The organism is Arthrobacter sulfonylureivorans, assembly GCF_022637435.1.
GTDB lineage: Bacteria > Actinomycetota > Actinomycetes > Actinomycetales > Micrococcaceae > Crystallibacter > Crystallibacter sulfonylureivorans.
On record NZ_CP093326.1, the window covers coordinates 1630143 to 1648943 of the forward strand.

15 protein-coding genes are annotated in these 18801 nt (G+C 65.3%); 10 read left to right on the top strand and 5 right to left on the bottom strand.

All coding sequences use genetic code 11. The features are described 5' to 3' along the window. The first annotated feature begins 103 nt into the window (after positions 1–103). From MNQ99_RS07805 to MNQ99_RS07825, 5 genes are all read left to right on the top strand, one after another. Positions 104–778 (top strand): DedA family protein, encoded by a 675-nt coding sequence (locus MNQ99_RS07805; RefSeq protein ID WP_422387522.1) that lies wholly within the window; start codon positions 104–106, stop codon positions 776–778. Between the two features lie 504 nt (positions 779–1282). Then, positions 1283–1672 (top strand): GntR family transcriptional regulator, encoded by a 390-nt coding sequence (locus tag MNQ99_RS07810; protein WP_241915023.1) that lies wholly within the window; start codon positions 1283–1285, stop codon positions 1670–1672. Next, positions 1669–2598, top strand: coding sequence for an ABC transporter ATP-binding protein (locus MNQ99_RS07815; RefSeq protein WP_127511482.1), 930 nt, complete (start codon positions 1669–1671; stop codon positions 2596–2598). The genes MNQ99_RS07810 and MNQ99_RS07815 overlap by 4 nt, the downstream gene beginning before the upstream one ends. Next, positions 2595–3284, top strand: coding sequence for a hypothetical protein (locus MNQ99_RS07820; protein WP_241915024.1), 690 nt, complete (start codon positions 2595–2597; stop codon positions 3282–3284). The genes MNQ99_RS07815 and MNQ99_RS07820 overlap by 4 nt, the downstream gene beginning before the upstream one ends. A gap of 121 nt (positions 3285–3405) precedes the next feature. After that, positions 3406–4422 (top strand): 3'-5' exonuclease, encoded by a 1017-nt coding sequence (locus MNQ99_RS07825; RefSeq protein WP_241915025.1) that lies wholly within the window; start codon positions 3406–3408, stop codon positions 4420–4422. 44 nt (positions 4423–4466) lie between these two features. Here the strand turns inward: MNQ99_RS07825 and MNQ99_RS07830 are convergent, their stop codons facing one another. Next, positions 4467–5393 carry an SDR family NAD(P)-dependent oxidoreductase gene (locus MNQ99_RS07830; protein ID WP_241915026.1) on the bottom strand — a complete coding sequence of 309 codons (927 nt, stop codon included), beginning with the start codon at positions 5391–5393 and terminating at the stop codon, positions 4467–4469. A 3-nt stretch (positions 5394–5396) separates the two neighbouring features. Then, complete coding sequence (locus tag MNQ99_RS07835) at positions 5397–6497, bottom strand: ADP-ribosylglycohydrolase family protein (RefSeq protein ID WP_241915027.1); 1101 nt, start codon at positions 6495–6497, stop codon at positions 5397–5399. A gap of 147 nt (positions 6498–6644) precedes the next feature. On the opposite strand from MNQ99_RS07835, the gene MNQ99_RS07840 reads away from it, so the two are divergent. From MNQ99_RS07840 to MNQ99_RS07855, 4 genes are all read left to right on the top strand, one after another. After that, entirely contained in the window at positions 6645–7619 is a 975-nt protein-coding gene (locus MNQ99_RS07840) for an MIP/aquaporin family protein (RefSeq protein ID WP_241915028.1), read from the top strand. A gap of 92 nt (positions 7620–7711) precedes the next feature. Further along, a complete protein-coding gene (locus tag MNQ99_RS07845) occupies positions 7712–8872 on the top strand; it encodes an exonuclease SbcCD subunit D (protein WP_241915029.1) in 1161 nt (386 codons plus the stop codon). Continuing rightward, positions 8869–11904 carry an AAA family ATPase gene (locus tag MNQ99_RS07850; RefSeq protein ID WP_241915030.1) on the top strand — a complete coding sequence of 1012 codons (3036 nt, stop codon included), beginning with the start codon at positions 8869–8871 and terminating at the stop codon, positions 11902–11904. Before MNQ99_RS07845 ends, MNQ99_RS07850 begins: the two co-directional genes overlap by 4 nt. Positions 11905–11985: 81 nt before the next feature. Next, complete coding sequence (locus MNQ99_RS07855; protein WP_241915031.1) at positions 11986–13293, top strand: MFS transporter; 1308 nt, start codon at positions 11986–11988, stop codon at positions 13291–13293. A 6-nt stretch (positions 13294–13299) separates the two neighbouring features. Here the strand turns inward: MNQ99_RS07855 and MNQ99_RS07860 are convergent, their stop codons facing one another. Next, entirely contained in the window at positions 13300–14013 is a 714-nt protein-coding gene (locus MNQ99_RS07860; protein ID WP_241915032.1) for an IclR family transcriptional regulator, read from the bottom strand. A 299-nt stretch (positions 14014–14312) separates the two neighbouring features. Here MNQ99_RS07860 and MNQ99_RS07865 point away from each other — a divergent pair, with 299 nt between their 5' ends. Beyond that, entirely contained in the window at positions 14313–15704 is a 1392-nt protein-coding gene (locus tag MNQ99_RS07865) for an MFS transporter (protein ID WP_127511492.1), read from the top strand. 80 nt (positions 15705–15784) lie between these two features. Here the strand turns inward: MNQ99_RS07865 and MNQ99_RS07870 are convergent, their stop codons facing one another. Continuing rightward, entirely contained in the window at positions 15785–16453 is a 669-nt protein-coding gene (locus tag MNQ99_RS07870; protein WP_241915033.1) for a phosphoribosyltransferase, read from the bottom strand. Between the two features lie 745 nt (positions 16454–17198). Continuing rightward, entirely contained in the window at positions 17199–18677 is a 1479-nt protein-coding gene (locus MNQ99_RS07875; protein ID WP_241915034.1) for an APC family permease, read from the bottom strand. Positions 18678–18801 lie beyond the last annotated feature (124 nt).

Sequence of the window (18801 nt, forward strand, 5' to 3'; positions counted from 1 at the left end):
CTGGTCACGGCGACAGCTTCCGACCGCCTTTGCGTTAGCGGTGAAGCCGAGTCCGGTTCGGACTATCGGGTTCGGTGAGGCAAACTTGTAAGCGATGACCATGATGAGCCTTTCCTCCCTGTCAGCCCACATCCCCGCACAAACCTCCGGCGATACCAGTGCACTCACCGGTGTAGCCGACTGGGCTGTCGGCCTGATGGAGACCATTGGTGCCCCTGGCGCCGGACTGGCCATTGCACTGGAGAACCTTTTTCCGCCGCTGCCCAGTGAAGTGGTGCTTCCGCTGGCTGGCTTCACTGCGAGCCGCGGCAGTTTCAGCCTCATCGAGGCACTGATCTGGACCACGCTGGGCTCGGTCTTCGGTGCCTGGGCGCTGTACGGTCTGGGGGCGTGGCTGGGCCGGAGGCGAATGCGGGCCATCGCCGCAAAGCTTCCGCTGATCGATCTGGAGGACGTGGATAAGGTCGAGGCCTGGTTCAACCGACATGGCTACAAGGCTGTGTTCTTCGGGCGGATGATCCCCATTTTCCGAAGCCTGATCTCCATCCCCGCCGGAATTGAACGCATGCCGGTGGCCAAGTTCCTGCTGCTGACCAGCGCCGGCAGCCTGATCTGGAACTCCATCTTCGTGTTTGCCGGATTCTACCTAGGGGAGAACTGGCACATCGTGGAACAATACGCGGGCATCTTCCAAAAGATCGTCATCGTCGTCGTCGTTCTTGCGGTGCTCTACTGGGTCACCACGAGGTTGCGTAAGATCCGGAACCGCCGGAGCTAGTACCCCGGCCCGCTGACCGGTCGCCCCTGGATTCCTACTGCGGTTCGAAGTTGTCCTGCTGCTCAGCCGCTGAGTTCGATGCACCGTTCCGAACTGCACTGAGCGACTTTCGCCCGCCGTCGCGGCGCAGAGCGTAGCTTCCCCACACACCGCAATCTAGACGGTCCGTAGGCTGCAGCCCGCCGTCGTCCGGGCACTTGCCCGTGCTGAAGCCCGGTCAACGCTGCCGGAAGTGAACCGCTCGTCATGGACGTCTCCGGCGTTTCAGGCCCGCCCGCACGCCGGCCGCGCTCGTCTGAAACTGCCGTGGCTCGCTACCCGGCAGTGCACCTTCGCCGCGGTGGAGCGTCCGCCGAAGTTGCCGTTCCCTCGCGGACTCTCATACGTCCGTTCCCATAGCCACAACGTCTGCTTGACAAGTGCCTCCGAGGTTGTATGGTTAGTTACATCAGTAACTAACCCCTTCACCGAATTGCCGGTGCGGGGTCCCTGGAAGGAGCGGCTGTGATCGACGATTCAAGGCCGATCTTCCTGCAGATTGCGGAGCTCATCGAGAACGACATCGTGGACGGGGCACTGGTCGAAGAAAGCCAGGTGCCGTCCACGAATGAGTTCGCCGCTTTCTACCGGATCAATCCCGCCACTGCAGCGAAGGGCGTGAACCGCTTGGTGGATGACGGGATTTTGTACAAGAAGAGGGGGATCGGCATGTTCGTTGCAGCCGGCGCCCGCTCCCGGCTATTAGCCCAAAGGCGCGACGACTTCTTCAGGGAGTACGTCCAGCCGATGACCCGGGAGGCACGAAAACTGGGCATCAGCACCGCACAGCTGACAGAAATGCTCCACCGCACCGAGTCCACCAGCGACATGACAGAGGGAAGCGTGTCCCGATGAATAACCCGACCACACCCGCCGCCATAGAACTGCGGCAGGTGACCAAGACCTACCGCGATGCCAAGGCGCTGGACGAGGTTAGCCTCCGCCTGGAAGGCAACCGGATCTACGGCCTGCTGGGCCGAAACGGTGCCGGCAAGACCACCCTGATGTCGGTGCTTACCGGCCAGGGCTTCCAGACCAGCGGTGAAGCGCTGGTCTTCGGACAGCGCCCCTATGAGAACGACGGCGTGCTGTCCCGGATCTGCTTTATCCGTGAATCGCAGAAGTACCCCGACGACTTCAACGCGCGGCAGGCTTTCAAATCCGCCTCCTTGTTTTTCAAGCAATGGGACCAAGCTTTCGCCGACCAGTTGGTCGAGGAATTCCAGCTGCCGCTCAATCGGCGGATCAAGAAGCTCTCACGTGGCCAGCTCTCCGCCGTCGGCGTGATCATCGGGCTGGCGTCCCGCGCGGAAATCACGTTCTTCGACGAACCATATCTGGGGCTGGACGCCGTGGCCCGGCAGATCTTCTACGACCGGCTGGTCGAGGACTTTGCCGCGCACCCGCGGACCATCATCCTTTCCTCGCACTTGATCGATGAAGTGGCGAACCTGCTGGAGCACGTGGTCCTGATCGACCGCGGCCGGATCATCATGGATGACGACGCCGAGGCGATCCGCGGCACGGCCGTCACCGTTGCGGGCAACGCATCCGCGGTCCAGTCGTTCGCGGCCGGCCGCGAGGTGCTGCACCGCGAGTCGCTGGGCTCGCTGGCTTCGTGGACCGTCGAAGGCCGGATGACGAATGCCGAGCGTGCCGAAGCAGCCGAACTTGGTCTGGAGCTGGCACCGGTCTCGCTCCAGCAGTTGGTGGTGCGCAAGACCATGGCAGCAACCGATGCTGTCGTCGATACCGATTCCGAACTGGAGGTCCTTAAATGAACCGCGTCGTCAACGTTGCGCGCATGCAGCTGATCAACAAGTGGACCTTCCTGGGGATCCCCGCCATCATCATGGTGTCCGCCTTCCTGATAACCCTCGCCATCTGGGCGATGATTCCGGCCAGCGGCGAGACGTTCTACTCCGGCGCCTCGCAGGCGGTGATGTGGTACTTCATGGCGCTGGGCATCCAGTCACTGACCCTCACGTTCCCGTTTTCACAGGCCATGAGCGTGAGCCGGAGGACCTTCTACATCGGCACCGTGGGACTATTCGCCACCGTGGCCCTGGTCATCAGCGTGCTCTACTACCTGCTGGGCCTGGTGGAAGTTGCCACCAATGGCTGGGGGTTCAACGGACAGCTGTATGCCCTGGACTGGATCGCCAATGAGCATGCGGTGGTACAGATCCTGTTCTACTTCATCGCCATGGTGGCGCTATTCATGATCGGTTTCTGGTTTGCCACCATCTACAAGCGCTGGCAGGCCACCGGGATGTTGCTCACATGGATCGCCATCGCCGTGGTCCTGATCGGCCTGCTGGGCTTGACCAGCTGGCAAGGCTGGTGGCCGCTGGTGGGGCAGTGGTTCGTGGGCCAGACACCGCTGAGTGTTTCCGCCTGGGCGGCGCTGTTCTGCGCGGTTCTCGCCGGTGGGTCCTACCTGACCCTGCGTCGCGCGACCCCCTGATCTAAGCCCTGATCAGCGCTCACATCATCAGCAGCACGGCGGCTCCCGCATACCAAGCGGGAGCCGCCGTGCTGCGTGTTGGTGGGCCGGAACTGTCCTGGCCGTCACTTAGGGTTGATCCGTGGCAATTGACTTCACGGCGATCGATTTCGAGACGGCAAACGGGTTCAGGGGCTCGCCATGCTCCGTCGGCTTAAGCAAGGTCCGTGGCGGCCGGATCATCGAGGAAGCCTCGTGGCTGATGCGCCCGCCGGAAGGCTTTGACCAATTCGATCCGCGGAATGTCCAGATCCACGGCATTACCGCAGGAATGGTTGCGGCAAAGCCCCGCTTCGGGGAACTGTTCGCCGACATGGCAGATTTCATCGGCACCGACATGCTGGTCGCCCACAACGCCGCTTTCGACATGGGGGTTATCCGGTCGGCACTGGAAGTCTCTGAACTTTCCGGCCCGGCGTACGACTACGCCTGCACAGTCATCCTGTCGCGACGCAGCTATTCGCTGGTGTCCTATTCGCTCCCGTTCGTGGCAGAAGCCGCCGGCGTGCCGTTGCTGAACCACCACGACGCCGTGGCGGACGCACGGGCCTGCGCCGGCATCATGATCGACATTGCCAGCCGGAACACGGCCGGAAGCATTCCGGACCTGCTGACAGCTATGCAGATGCGCACCACACGCCTTGAGGCGTACATCCACGGAACAGCAGCTGTCTCGAAACCCACGCGGACGGCGCTGGAACGCCAGGAGCTGGGGTCTGCCGGTGGTGCGGCACCGTCTTCCGCCTGGACCTACTGGCCGGACGAGGGCAGCAATCCGGAGCCGAACCAGGACGCCGACGACTCCCACCCGCTCTACGGCCAGACCGTGGTCTTCACCGGTAACCTGGGCCTCTCCCGCCAAGAGGCTAAGAACCGCGCCGCGGAACTGGGTGCGCGACCGGCCAGCAACGTGACCCGCAAAACCACGGTGCTGGTGGTCGGAGACGGCTTCGTCGCCTCCGACCTCAAGAGCGGCCGGGTGACGGCCAAGGCGCACAAGGTGCTGCAGCTGCATGGCAAGGGCCAGCAGATCGAGGTGCTATCCGAGGGCGAGTTCCTGCAGATGATCGGCGGACGCTGGCCCGCACACAGCGCCTGACCGAATGCGTCCCGCACACAGCGCCTGACTGGTAGCGCCCGGCGTCAGAGCCGCAGGCGGACCCCGGTGAGCTCTTCGGACAGGTCGATCAGCCGGGAGGCAGCGTTGCGCTCGCGGGCATTTCGCTCCGGCGCAACGACGGCGGGGTTCCCGGTCAGTTGGAAGCGTCCGTCGGGCCCCCAATAGTCGCCGTTTCGGACGCCGTCGCCAGCCGTCGCCTGTACCAGCGGCCACGCTCCAGCATCCTTGCCCTGCGCCACCAGGCCGTACAGACGCCGCTGCCAGCGACTGGCCGGTTGTGAGAGCTGGAGGCCGGGCCGGTCGGGCGTGAAGTACCTCCGGGCGTAACCCGGATGCGCCACCACGGACGAGGCCTTCGAATCCGCCGCTTCCAGCCGGCGGGCCAGCTCAAACCCGAAACTCATCACCGCGAGCTTGGACAAGGCGTAGGACCGGTAGCTGGAGTACTTCGCCGGCAGTGCTGCGCGGCGGAAGTCCGGGCGTACCCAGCGGTGGCTGATGCTGCCCACATGAACCACGCGGCTGTGGCTGAGGGTCAGTGCAGGCATCAGCCTGGCGATCAGTGCGAAGTGGCCCAGGTGGTTGGTGCCGAACTGCAGCTCGAAGCCGTCTGGGGTGAATTGCAGCTCCTGGGAGCCGATCACGCCAGCATTGGCCAGCAGGGCGTCGATCCGTCCAAGGCCGGCCAGTTCCTCCGCGGCTTGCCGGACCGAGTCCAGGCTAGCCAGATCGAGCTGCTGGAAGCGCACGTCTGCTCCGGGCACCTGGCTCCGGACGGCTTCCATGGCAGCGCGGCCGCGGGCCTCATTCCGTGCGGCCATCACTACCGTGGCTCCGGCCGCGGCCAGCTGCTCGCTTGCGAAATAGCCAAGTCCGGCACTGGCGCCGGTCACAATGATCGTCTTGCCGTCCTGCCGGTACAGGACCGCCGGGTGGCTGTCGTGGCGCATGCCTTAACCCTGCGTCTGGGCCAGGAAGCGCTTGGCCATGCCGAGGATGACTTCCGGTCCCTCCAGCGCGGCAAGCCATTCGGCGGGCAAAGCAGCTTCGCCGTAACGGGCGCCCAAAAGGTTACCGGCGAGACTGCCGGTCGCGTCGCTGTCGCCGTCGTGATTGATCGCCGCGGCGACGCCCCTGCGGAAGTGTTGTTCCGGCGTCGTGCTGTCCGCAGTAGCCAGCACCGCGTACAGGGCGATGGAGAGAGCTTCCTCGGCCTCCCTGCCTGTGCCGAGTGCCGCGGTCAGGGCGGCCGGTGCCACCGGACCGCGGGCGGAGAGCTCGACGGCGGCGCGCAGCCGGCCGGCCAGTTCGGCGGCTCCGGCATCCTGCTCGGTGCGGGCCAGCATGGCCACGGCGGCACCCGGCAGCGTGGCTTGTTCATGCACCAGCAGCCGGATCAACGTCGCCACGGTGGCCGCGCTGCGGTGTGCCGCCGGATGGCCGTGGGTGAGGGCAGAGCCGTCGGTCGCCAGCCGCTGGACGGTCTGGTCCTCGACGAACGGCAGCAGTCCGAAGGGCGCGGAGCGTGTCACCGTGCTGCCGTCTGAAGCGTCCGGGTTGACCGGACGGGACCGGGTTCCCATCTCGCCGGTGGCCAGTCCGGACAGGCAGGCCTCGGCCGGAGCGCGCCGCGCGTGCAGGACGGACTGGCCGTCGATCCAGCGCGGCTGCGGCGCCGGCGCGTTCTCCGGCAAGCGGCCTTCCTGTGTGGCGTACCAGCGGAGGTAGGCGAGCCACAGGCAGGCGGCTTCGTCCGCGGCGGTGCCGGCGTTGGCCCACTCCAGGGCCTCGGTCAATCCGTCCAGCGTGTACAGCGTCAGCTGCGTGTCGTCGCCGAAATGCCCCGGCTCCGGCAGCTGCGAGAAGTCGCGCAGACCGTCGGCCCCGACTCGTCCGGCGATCTCGTCGAAGGAGTCGAATTCAACGGCTGCTCCCAGCTGGTCTCCCAGCGCGCCGCCCAGAAGACAGCCGCGCACCCGCGAGGCGTAGTCAGGTACAACGTGGGCAGTGGGGGCATCGGACCGGGAAGCGGGAAGCGGGGCGTCGGTAGTCACGACTACCAGCTTAGGCGTGCATTCGGACATTTCGCCCGGCTGGGCTTCCCCGGAAGCGTTCAGGGTTCTCCCAGAACCCGGTGACAGAGTGGAGTAGTTTTGAGTCAATCGCCGGCGTCCCGCCGGCCCGGCAGAAGGACAATATCCATGGCAGCAGCCCACCCGGCGGCACCGGCCCCGGCCGTCCCCGCCGCCCCACCCCGGCTCGGCGAAGGACGCAGCTACTCGGCCCGGATCGGTGCCGAGCTGGCAGGTTCGTTCTTGCTGTTTTTCGGTGCGCTGGGGATCGGCATGTTCAATCCGCAGGGCGCGTTCGGCGTTCCCTTCGGCTTCGGCTTTGCGGTTATTGCCGGCATGCTCGCCTTCGGCTACATCTCCGGCGGCCAATTCAACCCGGCCATCACGCTGGGCAGCGCGCTCGCCGGCCGCACCGCCTGGAAGTCGGTTCTGCCCTATATCCTGGCGCAGCTGGTCGGCATGTCGCTGGCCGCCGTGGTGCTGTGGGTCATTATTGGCAGCCATCCCGCCGGCGCGCAGTCGGCCAGCGTCTTCGCTTCCATCGCCAACGGCTTTGCCAGCGGCGATGAATTGGGCTTCTCGATGGCCGGCGTTTTCCTGGCCGAAACCATCGCGACGGGCCTGCTGGTGGCCGTCTACCTGGGCGCGACCTCGTCCCGCGACCGGCTGCGCAGCGCACCCTATGCCGTCGGCACGGCCGTCGCCGTGCTCACCGCGGTGATGCTGCCGATCTCCAATGCCGGCATGAACCCTGCCCGTTCCACCGCCGCGGTGTACTTCGCCGGTCCCAGCGCGGTGGGCGAACTGTGGCTGTTCTGGGTGGCTCCGCTGCTCGGTGCCGTGATCGCCGGGCTGCTGTACCGCAGTGCCGAGATGGCGCCGGGATCGCGGAGGAAGACGGACGACGGCGGTGCTCCGGTTGGGTCTGCCGACGCACCTGTGGAGGGCGCGGTCGCCGGGACGGCTGCCGGCAGGAGTGATGTTCCCGACGTCGCTGTGGACGACCAGCCGGACCAGCCGACGCCTGCGGACGACCAGGGCGCGGCCGAAGCCCGCGATTTCTTTGACCGCAAGCCGAACCAGCCCCGCCCGGACACCGAATAACCGAATGCTCCAAGCACCACGGCACGTCCCGATTTCGGGGCGTGCCGTTGCGCTTGTCCGAAACTGTCCTGACCGACGGATAGTTTTGAAGCATGAGGTTATTGCACACGTCGGACTGGCATCTGGGCCGCTCATTCCATGGCGTCGGGATGCTGGAGGCGCAGCGCGCATTCGTCGACCAGCTCCTGGAAACCGTGCGGGACGAGGCCATCGATGCAGTGTTGATCGCCGGCGATGTGTACGACCGTGCCTTGCCCGGCGTGGATGTTGTCGACCTCTTTTCCGAAGCGCTGTCTCGCATCCGTGCCGCCGGAGCCGCCGTCATCATGACCAGCGGCAACCACGATTCGGCCACCCGGTTGGGTTTTGGATCCGGCATTCTGGCCCACGGCGGCGTCCACGTCCGCACCCGGCTGGACGAACTCGCAGACCCGGTGGAGCTGGACCTTGGCGGGGCCACCTTGGCCGTGTACGGAATTCCGTATCTCGAACCGCGGATGTGCGCGGAAGAGCTTGGGGCTGCGGCTCCCAGCCATACCGCAGTGACGCGGTCGGCACTAGGCCGCATCCGTGCCGACCTTGCACAGCGGAAGGCAGGTGGGCCCGTTTATTCCCTCGTCATGGCGCACACATTCGCCAGCGGGGGTATCAGCTCGGACAGCGAACGGGACCTGAGCATCGGGGGAGTGGGAGCGGTTCCGCTGGACCTGTTCGACGGTCTTGACTATGTGGCGCTGGGACACTTGCACGGACGGCAGAAGCTGAGCGAAACCGTGCGCTATTCCGGCTCGCCCCTGCCGTATTCCTTCTCCGAGGCCGGGCATGAGAAGGGCGGCATCATTCTTGAGTTCACTGCGGGCGGGCTCAGCTCCGTTGAAGACGTTTCTTGGCCCGCCCAGCGCAAGCTCGCCGTGCTCAAGGGGAGCATGCGGGACCTGCTGGAATCCGCAGACCACGCTTGGGCCCAAGATGCCTATTGCCAGATCACCATCACGGACGACGAACGGCCGTTGAAGGCCATGGAACGTCTGCGCGAACGTTTCCCGGACACCTTGGTGCTGAGCTTTGAGCCAGCCTCCGGACCGCGGCGGGACACCATGAGCTACAGCCAGCGCATCGCCAAGGCCCAGGATGATCTGCAGGTCTGCTGTGGATTCCTGGACCACGTGCGCTCGCGGCCGGCCGACGAAGCCGAACGGGCCCTGCTGGCAGACGCGCTGCAGGCCGTGCAGGCGGCGGAGGTATCGGCATGAGGATCCACCGGCTGGAAATACAAGCCTTCGGGCCCTTCGCGGCCCGGGAAACCATCGACTTCGACGAGCTCAGCTCGCAGGGACTGTTCCTGCTCAACGGCCCGACCGGTGCCGGCAAGACCAGCATCCTGGACGCCATCTGTTTTGCGCTGTACGGGTCCGTTCCCGGCGCGCGCCAGCAGGGCAAGCGGTTGCGCAGCGACCACGCCGAGCCGGAGACGGAACCCGAAGTCGTCTGCGAATTTTCGGCGCGCGGCCGCCGCTTCGAAGTGACCCGCAACCCGCAATGGGAGCGTCCATCGTCCCGGGCAAGGTCCGGTTCGGTGACGGAACAGGCGCACACCCTGCTGCGCGAAAAGGTGAACGGCGCGTGGGTCCAGAAAAGCGGCCGCAACGACGAGGCCGCCGCCGAACTGCTGTCCGTCCTGGGCATGAGCCTTGAACAGTTCACCAAGGTGGTTCTGCTGCCGCAGGGCGACTTTGCTGCATTCCTGCGGGCCGACGCCAAAGAGCGCCGGCCGCTGCTGCAGCGGCTGTTCGCAACCGACCGCTACGAGGCGGTGGAGCAAACGCTCGCGGACGAGGCGGCCAAGGCGCGTTCGGCTTATCAGGCCGCCGTCGCGGGAGCGGATCAACTCGTGGAACGGGCAACGGAGGAAGCGGCTCGGCACCTGGCTGCCGAGGACATGCCGACCCAGCCGCTGGCTGCCGCGGACTTGATCGCTGCCTTTGAGTCGTCAATTGCCTCCGCTGCCGCTTCGGTCCAGCACGCGGCCACCCGCGGACAGGAAGACCTGGGCCGACTGCGGGAAACCATCGGGCGGCGCGAGCTGGCACTCGCCGACCGCGCGGCACTGGCCGAGCTGGAGAAACTCTCCGTTGAGCACCGCCAAGCCGCAGACGGCCATGCCGCGTTGGTCGACACGCTGGTGGCGCACCGGTCGGCGGAATTGTTGGCATCGCCGATCCGCCATCGCGACCAGGCCGCGCTCGCCATGGAACGCGCCGCCAAGGAATTTTTGGACCGGATCGACGCGGCAGAGACCCATCCGCTCTATCCGGCGTTCGTTCCCAGCCGTCCGGAACCCGACCATGCCGGACAGGCGGTGCTCGACGAAGCGGCGGGCCGGCTCGCTGCCGAACTTGGGCGAATCCGGGCTCTGCTGCCCGAAGAGCAGCGGTTGCAATCGGCCCGTTCCGAGGTGCAGCGGTTCGAGCGACGCGCGGAGCAGTTGGCGCTGGACCTGGCTGCTGCCGCCGCTGACCGCGAACAGCACGCCGCAACCGGCCGCAGCCTGCAGGAGCAACTGGCCGCACTGGCGGAGACACCGGACATCGGCCTGCTCACCGAGCGCCTTGAACAAGCCCAGCACGTCCGGGAAGCGGTGGCCGATCATGCCGCATGTCGGGCCAAGACAGAAGCGGCGCGCGCCCGCCGCGATGCAGCACACACCCGGCAACTCGCGTGCAAGGAAGCCTGGTTGTCCCTGCTTGAACAGCGCTTGGACCAGGCCGCAGCCGAACTCGCTGCCACCCTTGCCAAGGGAGAATCCTGCCCAGTGTGCGGCGGGATCGAGCACCCGCAACCAGCAGTGGCAGCCTCCGGCCGACTGGTCACCCGCGAGCAGGAAGCCGCGGCCCGGGATGAACACGCGGCCGCGGAAGCACTCTACACCGAGGCACGCGAGGCCTGCGCCGACCTGGAACAGGAGCTTTCCGCCCTGGTTTCCCGCGGCGGGGCGACCGATGCCACCGAAGCCGCTGCGGCCGTGGCCACTGCCCGAGCCAGCCTGGACCACGCCGTGGCTGTGCGGGACCGGCGTCGCGAGTTGCAGGAACATTCAGCCGCTACGACGCAGCAGCTTGAAGAGATCGGGCAGCAGCTCTCGGCCCTGGCCGTGGCCAAGGCCAGCGCGGATTCCGAACTCAAAGCCGGAAGGGAACGCACGGACGAGCTGGAACGGAAGCTGCACGATGCGCTGCCTGATGGGGGCAGCCTGCACGATCATGCGGCGTCCTTGTCCCGCCTGGACCAGCTGCTGGCCGATGCCTTACGGATCCTCGCGCAGCACCGCCATTGCGGCAACGCATTGGATCAGGCGGAAGCCGAGCTTGCCTCGGCGATCGACCAATCCAACTTCGCCACGGAAGAAGAAGTCCGGGTGTCGCTACTGGCGCCGGCACAGCAGCAGGAACTGGAGCGGCGCCACACCGCCCACATCGAAGCCGGGCAGCGGTTGGTGGTGCTGGAGTCCTCCGAACCAGTGATCCGCGCCCGCACCGCCCTCGAGAACGGAGTGGCGTTGCCGGGGGCCGGGGAATTGGACGAGGCACGCGATCAGGCCGATGTCCTGGACCGCAAGGTTCGAGAGCACCAGGTGCGGCACGGCGTGCTGGCAGCGTCGCAGGAACAGCTGGCAGCGTACCGCCGGGGTTTCGAGGAGGAGCAAATCCGACTGGCGCCGATTGCCGCACGGCACGAGCTGCTGCAGTCGGTGGCGGACACGGTCAGGGGATTGGGCGAGAACGAGCGAAAAATGACGCTGACCACTTATGTCCTTGCCGCCCGGTTGGAACAGATCGCGGCCGCGGCGTCCGAACGTCTGATCGCGATGACTGACGGCAGGTACAGCCTGGTCCACGACGATTCCAAATCCGGCAACAAGAAGTCCGGACTTGGGTTGCACGTCAGTGACGAATGGACCGGGCAGCGGCGCGACACGGCGACGCTTTCCGGTGGTGAGTCCTTCATGGCCTCGCTCGCGCTGGCTCTGGGCCTGGCCGACGTCGTCCAGGCCGAAGCCGGCGGCGTGGACATTGAAACGCTCTTCGTCGACGAGGGGTTTGGCAGCCTTGATGAGCAGGCGCTCGAACAGGTCATGGACGCCTTGGAGGGACTGCGCGACGGCGGCCGGGTGATTGGCCTCGTCAGCCATGTGGCAGAAATGAAGCAGCGGATCGGCGCCCAACTTCAAGTCACGAAGGGACGCCACGGCTCATCCGTTCGTACGGTACTCACCGGCGTGGCGTGACACCGGTATGATAGTTGCGTTATCCGGGTTGTGCGCATCGGGAGGCGGGACGATGCGCGGTTCGAACCAACGGAAAAACGTATGATATCTCCTGATTCAGGCGCGCCCGCACGGCAACACTCCGCGACCGGCGCTCCCGCCGGTCCGCGCAAGCGACGCAATCCCTTCGGCCGCTACGCCCGGCTGGCCCGGCTGGCGGGCGCTTCCTTCCTGGCCATCGGATTCCTGGCCCGGCTGCCACTGGCGATGCTGACGGTCGGAGCCCTGACCCTGGTCACCGTGACCACCGGGTCCTACGCCTCGGGTGGCTTTGCCGCCGGTGCGGTGGGCATCGGTTCGGCCGCGGGGGCGCCGTTGTTCGGCTATCTGGCGGACCGAGCGGGCCAACGGCCGGTTCTCCTGATCGCCGCTGCGGCGCACACCTGTGCCATTGGCTTGCTGCTGACGTGCGTTTACATCGGGACCAGCGGGGCCGGAGCCGCAGCCGTGCTGGCGGCCTCGTTCCTCGTCGGGGCCACGTGCCCGCAGGTGGGCTCGCTGGCCAGGGTGCGCTGGATGGCGATGACGCGCAGCGATAAGCCTGCGCTGGACACGGCGCTGTCCTACGAAAGCACGGCGGATGAGCTGACGTTCGTGTTGGGGCCGGCGCTGGTCGGGCTGTTGGCCGCGCTGATTGCGCCATGGCTGCCCTTCGTGCTCGCCGCCGCCCTGACCGTCACCATGGTTACCGCTTTTGCTGTGCACCCCACTTACCGCACGGTGGTCCCGGTGACACCCGAACTGGTCAAGGCGCATCCGGAAGCGGCTGCGGCCGCCACTCCGGTGCGGATCAACTGGCCGTTGGTCGCCATCCCGGTGCTGGGCATGGTGGCCATGGGCACGTTCTTCGGGGCAACCCAGAACGCACTCAGCGCCTTCGGCGGCACCTTCGGAGCGGCCGACGCGGCGGGCCTGCTGTACGCTCTGCTGGGCCTGACGTCGGCCTTCGGCGCCCTCTCTGTCGCCTATTGGCCGGCGCGGTGGACGCATGCCCGGCGCTGGGTCGTCTGTGCTGCCTTGATGACGGCATTCTGCTTCTTGCTGCTGCTGCCGGAAGACGTGCTGCCGATGATTTTCGTGCTGCTTCTGGTCGGCGTGCCCGTCGGGCCGACCATGGTCACCATCTACGGCATTGGCAGCGTGGTCGCTCCGGACGAGCGTCTTGGCACGATCATGACGCTGCTGGCCAGCGGCGTTGTCCTCGGCTCGGCGTTGGGTTCGGCGTTCGCCGGTGCACTGGCCGAAACCTCGGGGCATTCCGGCGCCTTCCTGGTCTCGATTGGCGCGGCGGGCATGCTGTTGGTGCTCGGCCTGGTTGCCGCCGCCGTCGTCAGTCGCCGGCGGCGCTGAGGCAAATCAGCGCAGTTCTGCCTCGATGGTGGCAGCAGAGCGCTTCAGGGCCGCCGCGATCTCCCGGTCGGGAGTATCGGTGCGGATGTAGACCACAGATATAGCCGCCGGCAGTTGTCCGGGAACGGAGACTGGCACCGCCACAGAGGAGACACCCGGGATGACCTCGTCGTGGCTGACGGCATAGCCGGTTTCCTTGGCCAGTTGGGCTTCAGGCCGGATCTGTTCTCCCGGTGCATGCTGCTCCCACTGTTCCCGGGTCAGCGCCGACTGGATGGCGATTCCCGGCGCTCCGGCGGCGAAGGAATGACGCGTGCCCGGATGCTGGACCAGCGCCGTTGTGTGCCGCGGCTCCACCGTGACCAGCGTGACGCAATCGTGCTGATCCCAGACAGCGATAAAAGCGGTCATCATCAGGTCGTTCGCCAACGTGGTCAGCTCCGGCAGCGCCGCCGACTGCAGGTCGCGCGACACACCGCGTGCCAGCGCGGCCAACCCTGGCCCCGCCTGCACACGTCCGGCCGTATCCCGCATCAACAGCGAATGGTCTTCAAGTGTGCGCAGGATCCGGTAGGCGATCGAGCGGTGCACTTCCAAAGCTTCGGACAGCTCAGCGATGGTCATCGGCGACTGTGCTTCGGCTAGGATCTCCAGCGCTCTTATGCCGCGCGACAGGGTCTGCGAGTGCGCCGCGGCGGGCTTGGTGGGAGTCTGGCTCATCGGACCATCCTAGGAAGAGTAACTGGGGAGCGCGCTTTGTTGGAGACGGAGTCACGGGGCTGTGCAACGCCTCACATCTTCCATTGTTCTATATCAGGACGAAGTGTCCAACTATAGAACGTTCGCGGCGGGCGGCACTCTGCGGGCGGAGGCGAGTGGGGATGCAATGGCGAGCGGAGCGACGTTACCCAATTGATATGACGACACTATGTGTCCCCTATCACTGTCCGGTAGTATGGCTGGGGTCACATTACCGACCGTTCGGTAAATACCGTTCTGTGAACACAACGGAGAATAATATGTCCACGTCAGAAGAGTTGGCAGGCAACATCAGCCCGGCCACACGCCGCGAAGAGCGCAAAGTGCTCGCCGGCACCTTGGTTGGCACCACCATTGAGTGGTACGACTTCTTCATCTACGCCCAAGCCGCCGGATTGGTGCTGGCCTCCCTGTACTTTGCCCCGTTGTCGCAGGAGAGTTCTGGCCTGGCGCAAATCGTTGCGTGGGCCTCGCTGGGCATCAGCTTCCTGTTCCGCCCTCTCGGCGCCATCGTCGCCGGGCACCTCGGTGACCGTCTTGGCCGGAAGATGATGCTGGTCTTCACGCTGGTGCTCATGGGCGCAGCCACCGCGCTGATCGGTGTGCTGCCGACCTACGCCCAGATTGGCATCTGGGCTCCGATCCTGCTGGTGTTCCTGCGCATCCTGCAAGGTTTCTCGGCCGGCGGTGAATGGGGCGGCGCTGCCCTGATGTCCGTCGAACATGCCCCGGTCAACAAGCGCGGCTTCTTCGGTGCGTACCCGCAGATCGGTGTTCCGTGCGGCATGATCCTTGCCACCGGCGTGATGTGGCTGCTCAGTACCATGCTGACAGAAGAAGCTTTTATGAGCTGGGGCTGGCGCGTACCGTTCCTGTTCTCGATCGTGCTGATCCTCGTCGGCTACTTCATCCGCCGCTCGGTGGATGAGTCACCGGTGTTCAAGGAGATGCAGGATCGCAAGAAGGAATCGGCCGCTCCGCTGGGCCAGTTGTTCAAGCACAACTGGAAAGAAGTCATCCAGACCGCGCTCATCTTCATTGCCAACAACGCGGCCGGTTACCTGCTGATCGCATTCTTCGCTTCCTACGCCACCAAGCCGGTGGAGGATGGCGGCCTGGGCATGGACCGTCCGTCCGTGCTGCTGGCAACCACGCTGGCGGCCTTCGGCTGGTTGATCTTCACCATGTACGGGGGCATTCTCTCCGACAAGATCGGACGCATCCGGACTTTCCAGATTGGCTACGTCTGGGTCCTGCTGTGGCAGATCCCGATGTTCATGCTGATCGACACCGCGAGCATCGTGCTGATGGGCATCGCGATGTTCGTCCTGACCATCGGGCTGGGCCTGTCCTACGGTCCGCAGTCGGCTCTCTACGCTGAGATGTTCCCGGCCCACGTCCGCTACTCCGGCGTATCCATCGGCTACGCCATCGGCGCGATTCTTGGCGGCGCGTTTGCCCCGTTGATCGCCGAAGTGCTGCTGGGCGCGACGGGAAGCACCATCTCCATTGGAATCTACATTATGGTGCTCTGCGTCATCTCGCTCGCGGCCGTAACTTCGGTCAAGGAGACGAAGGGCAAGAACCTGCGGGTGGAAGTTGCGCACCAGGAGTACCTGCAGCAGCACCCTGAGGCGCGCGACTCCCAGTAGGGATTGCAAGGACAGCTACGCGGACCGCCGTCGGTGCATTACCGGCGGCGGTCCGCTGCTGTCTCGGCTGCAGGCAGCAGCTACCGTGGGAGCGCGGCCAGTACCTCGTCGTCGCTGACCTGGTTGAAGTGCCGGTAGGCCTCGCCGACGGCTCGAAAGCCCCGCGGCTGACGTAGGCAGACGACGGCGTCGGCCAGTTTTTCCAGTTCTGCGCAGGTCTGCGGGGGCCCCACCGGGACGGCGACGACGATCGCGCGCGGCTTGCTCTGCCGAACAGCCTTGATCGCGGCCTTCATGGTGGCGCCGGTTGCCAGACCGTCGTCGCACAGGATGGCGGTGCGGCCGCCCACCTCTGTTGTCCGTCCGTGAAGATACGCCTCCTGGCGCCGCTGCAGTTCGGCTCCTTCCGCGGCTTGGACGGCTTGGAGGCGCTGCTCGCTGTAGTTGCGGCGGCGCAGCTCGGCCACAATGTGGTCCACCATAACGACGGCGGTGTGCCCGCCGTGGGCGGCCAGTGCGCCGAAGGCCACCTCCGGTTGGTCGGGAATCCCCAACTTGCGGACAATGAGGGCATCGAGGTCGACGGCGAGTTCTTTCGCCAGAACAGCAGCCACCGGAACGCCGCCACGGGCCAGTCCCAGTACGACTACGTCGTCGCGCCCGCGGTAATCAGCCAATTCGGCCGCCAATTGATGCGCCGCATCGGACCGATCGACAAAAGGGGAAGGCGTCCCGCTCAACAGTCCCACGGCCTCCAGTATCCTCTCCCACGGCCCAATCGGCGAGGGATGGGCGAACTGGGCCGGGGGACTGTGCCGACCGAGCGGGGGACTGCGTCGGTCGGTCCGCGGGCTGCGTCAGGGGGTGGCCGCGGGTCGCATGGTGTGCCCTGTAGCGATAGCCGCCAGCATCATAGTGGTCGCCTCAGGTAATCGTTTTAGGGCGCGATGGGTAGTTCTCCCCATCGCGGCTGTGCCGCTACCCGGATAAGCTCGTGTCAACGGTCGGGCTCGGAACGGGGGCCCGCACCGGCTCGGCCGGACTTGGGTCCGGGCGTGGAAGAGCCGGAGCCGCAGGATTCCCCCCAACGCCTGCTGCTCCGGCCCTTTCGTTTAACCCCGGCCTAAGGCCCCGGTTAGGTTGTCTTCAACCGTCGTCGGCGCCGAATCCGTTGCGCCGGTTGAGCTCAGCGACGTTGGCCTTCAGGTAGACATCAGTGCCAGGCTGCCAGGCTCGAGCCAGTGTCGGAGCCACGGAGAGTGGTCGCACGGGTTCACTTATATCCGGCTTCCCTCGCGCCCGCACACTGAAGAGGGCCGTCCGGCAGCTAGCGAGGGGGAGTGCGTGGGCACCAAGGGCTTTGGCCTGCGCGCGCGTTGTCTTGACGCGGGGTGGACTGGCCGGACAGATAGCTTTCCCGAAAAGGGTGGATGCCCCTGACGCGCACTACGTGGCGTCAGGGGCATCCACCCTTTTGGATATCGAGAGGCGGCGCTATTTCCTGAGAGTGTCCGCATCTTCGACGAGCAAATCGTCGAACTTCTCAAGATCGTCGCTGAGACCTGCGTACACTTCAGGCTTCTTAGACTTGAGGTAAGCGCCGTAGACGATGCCGCCGACGACAGCGAGCACGAGTATCCACGGCAGCACGAGCACATAGGGCTCCTCGGAACCTGCGACGAGCGGGAACTGAACAATCGCCATGACGCTGAAGACCGCGAGCGCGATAAAGCCAATGGCCGGTGCGATCAGGGTCGTCCAGAGTCGCGGGTCGCGCTTCTTGCGGAAGTAGACGACGACTGAAAGGGCGGCGATCGCCTGCACGATGATGATCGAGAGTGTCGCGAAGCCGAGACCCACCGGAACGAGTGTGAGGATCGACGGCAGATCCGGGAAGGCGAAACGGAAGATCGCCGCGATGACTAATGCAAAAATCAGGTTGGTCAGCAGCGCGCGCTGCGGCGCTCCCTTCGAGTTGGTCTTAGCCAGCCACCGCGGCAGCACACGTGCGCGACCGAGCGAGTAGAGGTAGCGTCCGGCCGAGTTGTGGAATGCCAGCTGCGCGGCGAAGAGGCTGACCACGACGAGCACCAGGGCGATGACGACGAAAACTGGCCCAAGATGCTTGTCGATGAGCATCAGGGTGAGGTCGCCCGCCTCGAGATGCTCAATTGCCGTCGCCTGCGCGATGTCGGGACCGATCGAGCTGACGATCGCCCATGCGGCAAACGCATGCATGAGACCGATGATGATGATGGACGCGTAGGTCGCTTTGGGAATGGTCCTGTGCGGATCCTTCGCTTCCTCACCGAAGAGCGCCGTTGCCTCGAAGCCGATGAACGCGGTGGCCGCGAGCAGCAGGCCGATCCACAATGATCCGCCCATGACGATTTCAGGCGCGAACACCGAAAAATTGAAGCCCTGCTGGAAGAGCACGGAGAAGCCGAACACGAAGACCATGATGATTTCGAGCACGAGCGCGACACCCAAAACGACGGCGCTCACATGAATACCTGAGATGGCGAGCATGTAAACGATGACGAAGAGCACCAAACCGGTCCAGAACCAATCGAGCGTGAACGCCTCACCGAAGAGTTCGGGCATGACGACCATGCCGGCGAAGAAGCCGATGGTTCCAAGGGCGCCGGCCACGAAGGCGTTGTAACCGATCGTGGCGATGATGCCAGTGATGAGGCCCGCAGTCTTGCCCAGGCCTTTCACCGCGATCGCGTAGAAGCCACCAGCGTTGGTCAGCTCCTTAGTGATCTGTGCGTAGCCGATCGCAAAGAGCAGCAGGGCCGCTGCGACCATAAGGATCGCGACGGGAACACCGCCGCCGTTGCCGTGCGCGATCGCGAGCGGGAGCACAACAATGAGCACAGTGACTGGAGCCACCGCAGCGAGTACGAGAAAGACGATCGAACTTACTCCGAGCTGGTTGCGTGCCAACACCTCGGTCTGTTTTTCAGACAACAGAACTCCAATCGAATGAGTTGTGGTGAATATCGGAAACGAACCACGCTCCCGGACTAATAGAGCCAGTGTGGACCCGAAACAGCAGTTCCGGCTTGTCATTCCGTGCATGAAGTTAGACAAT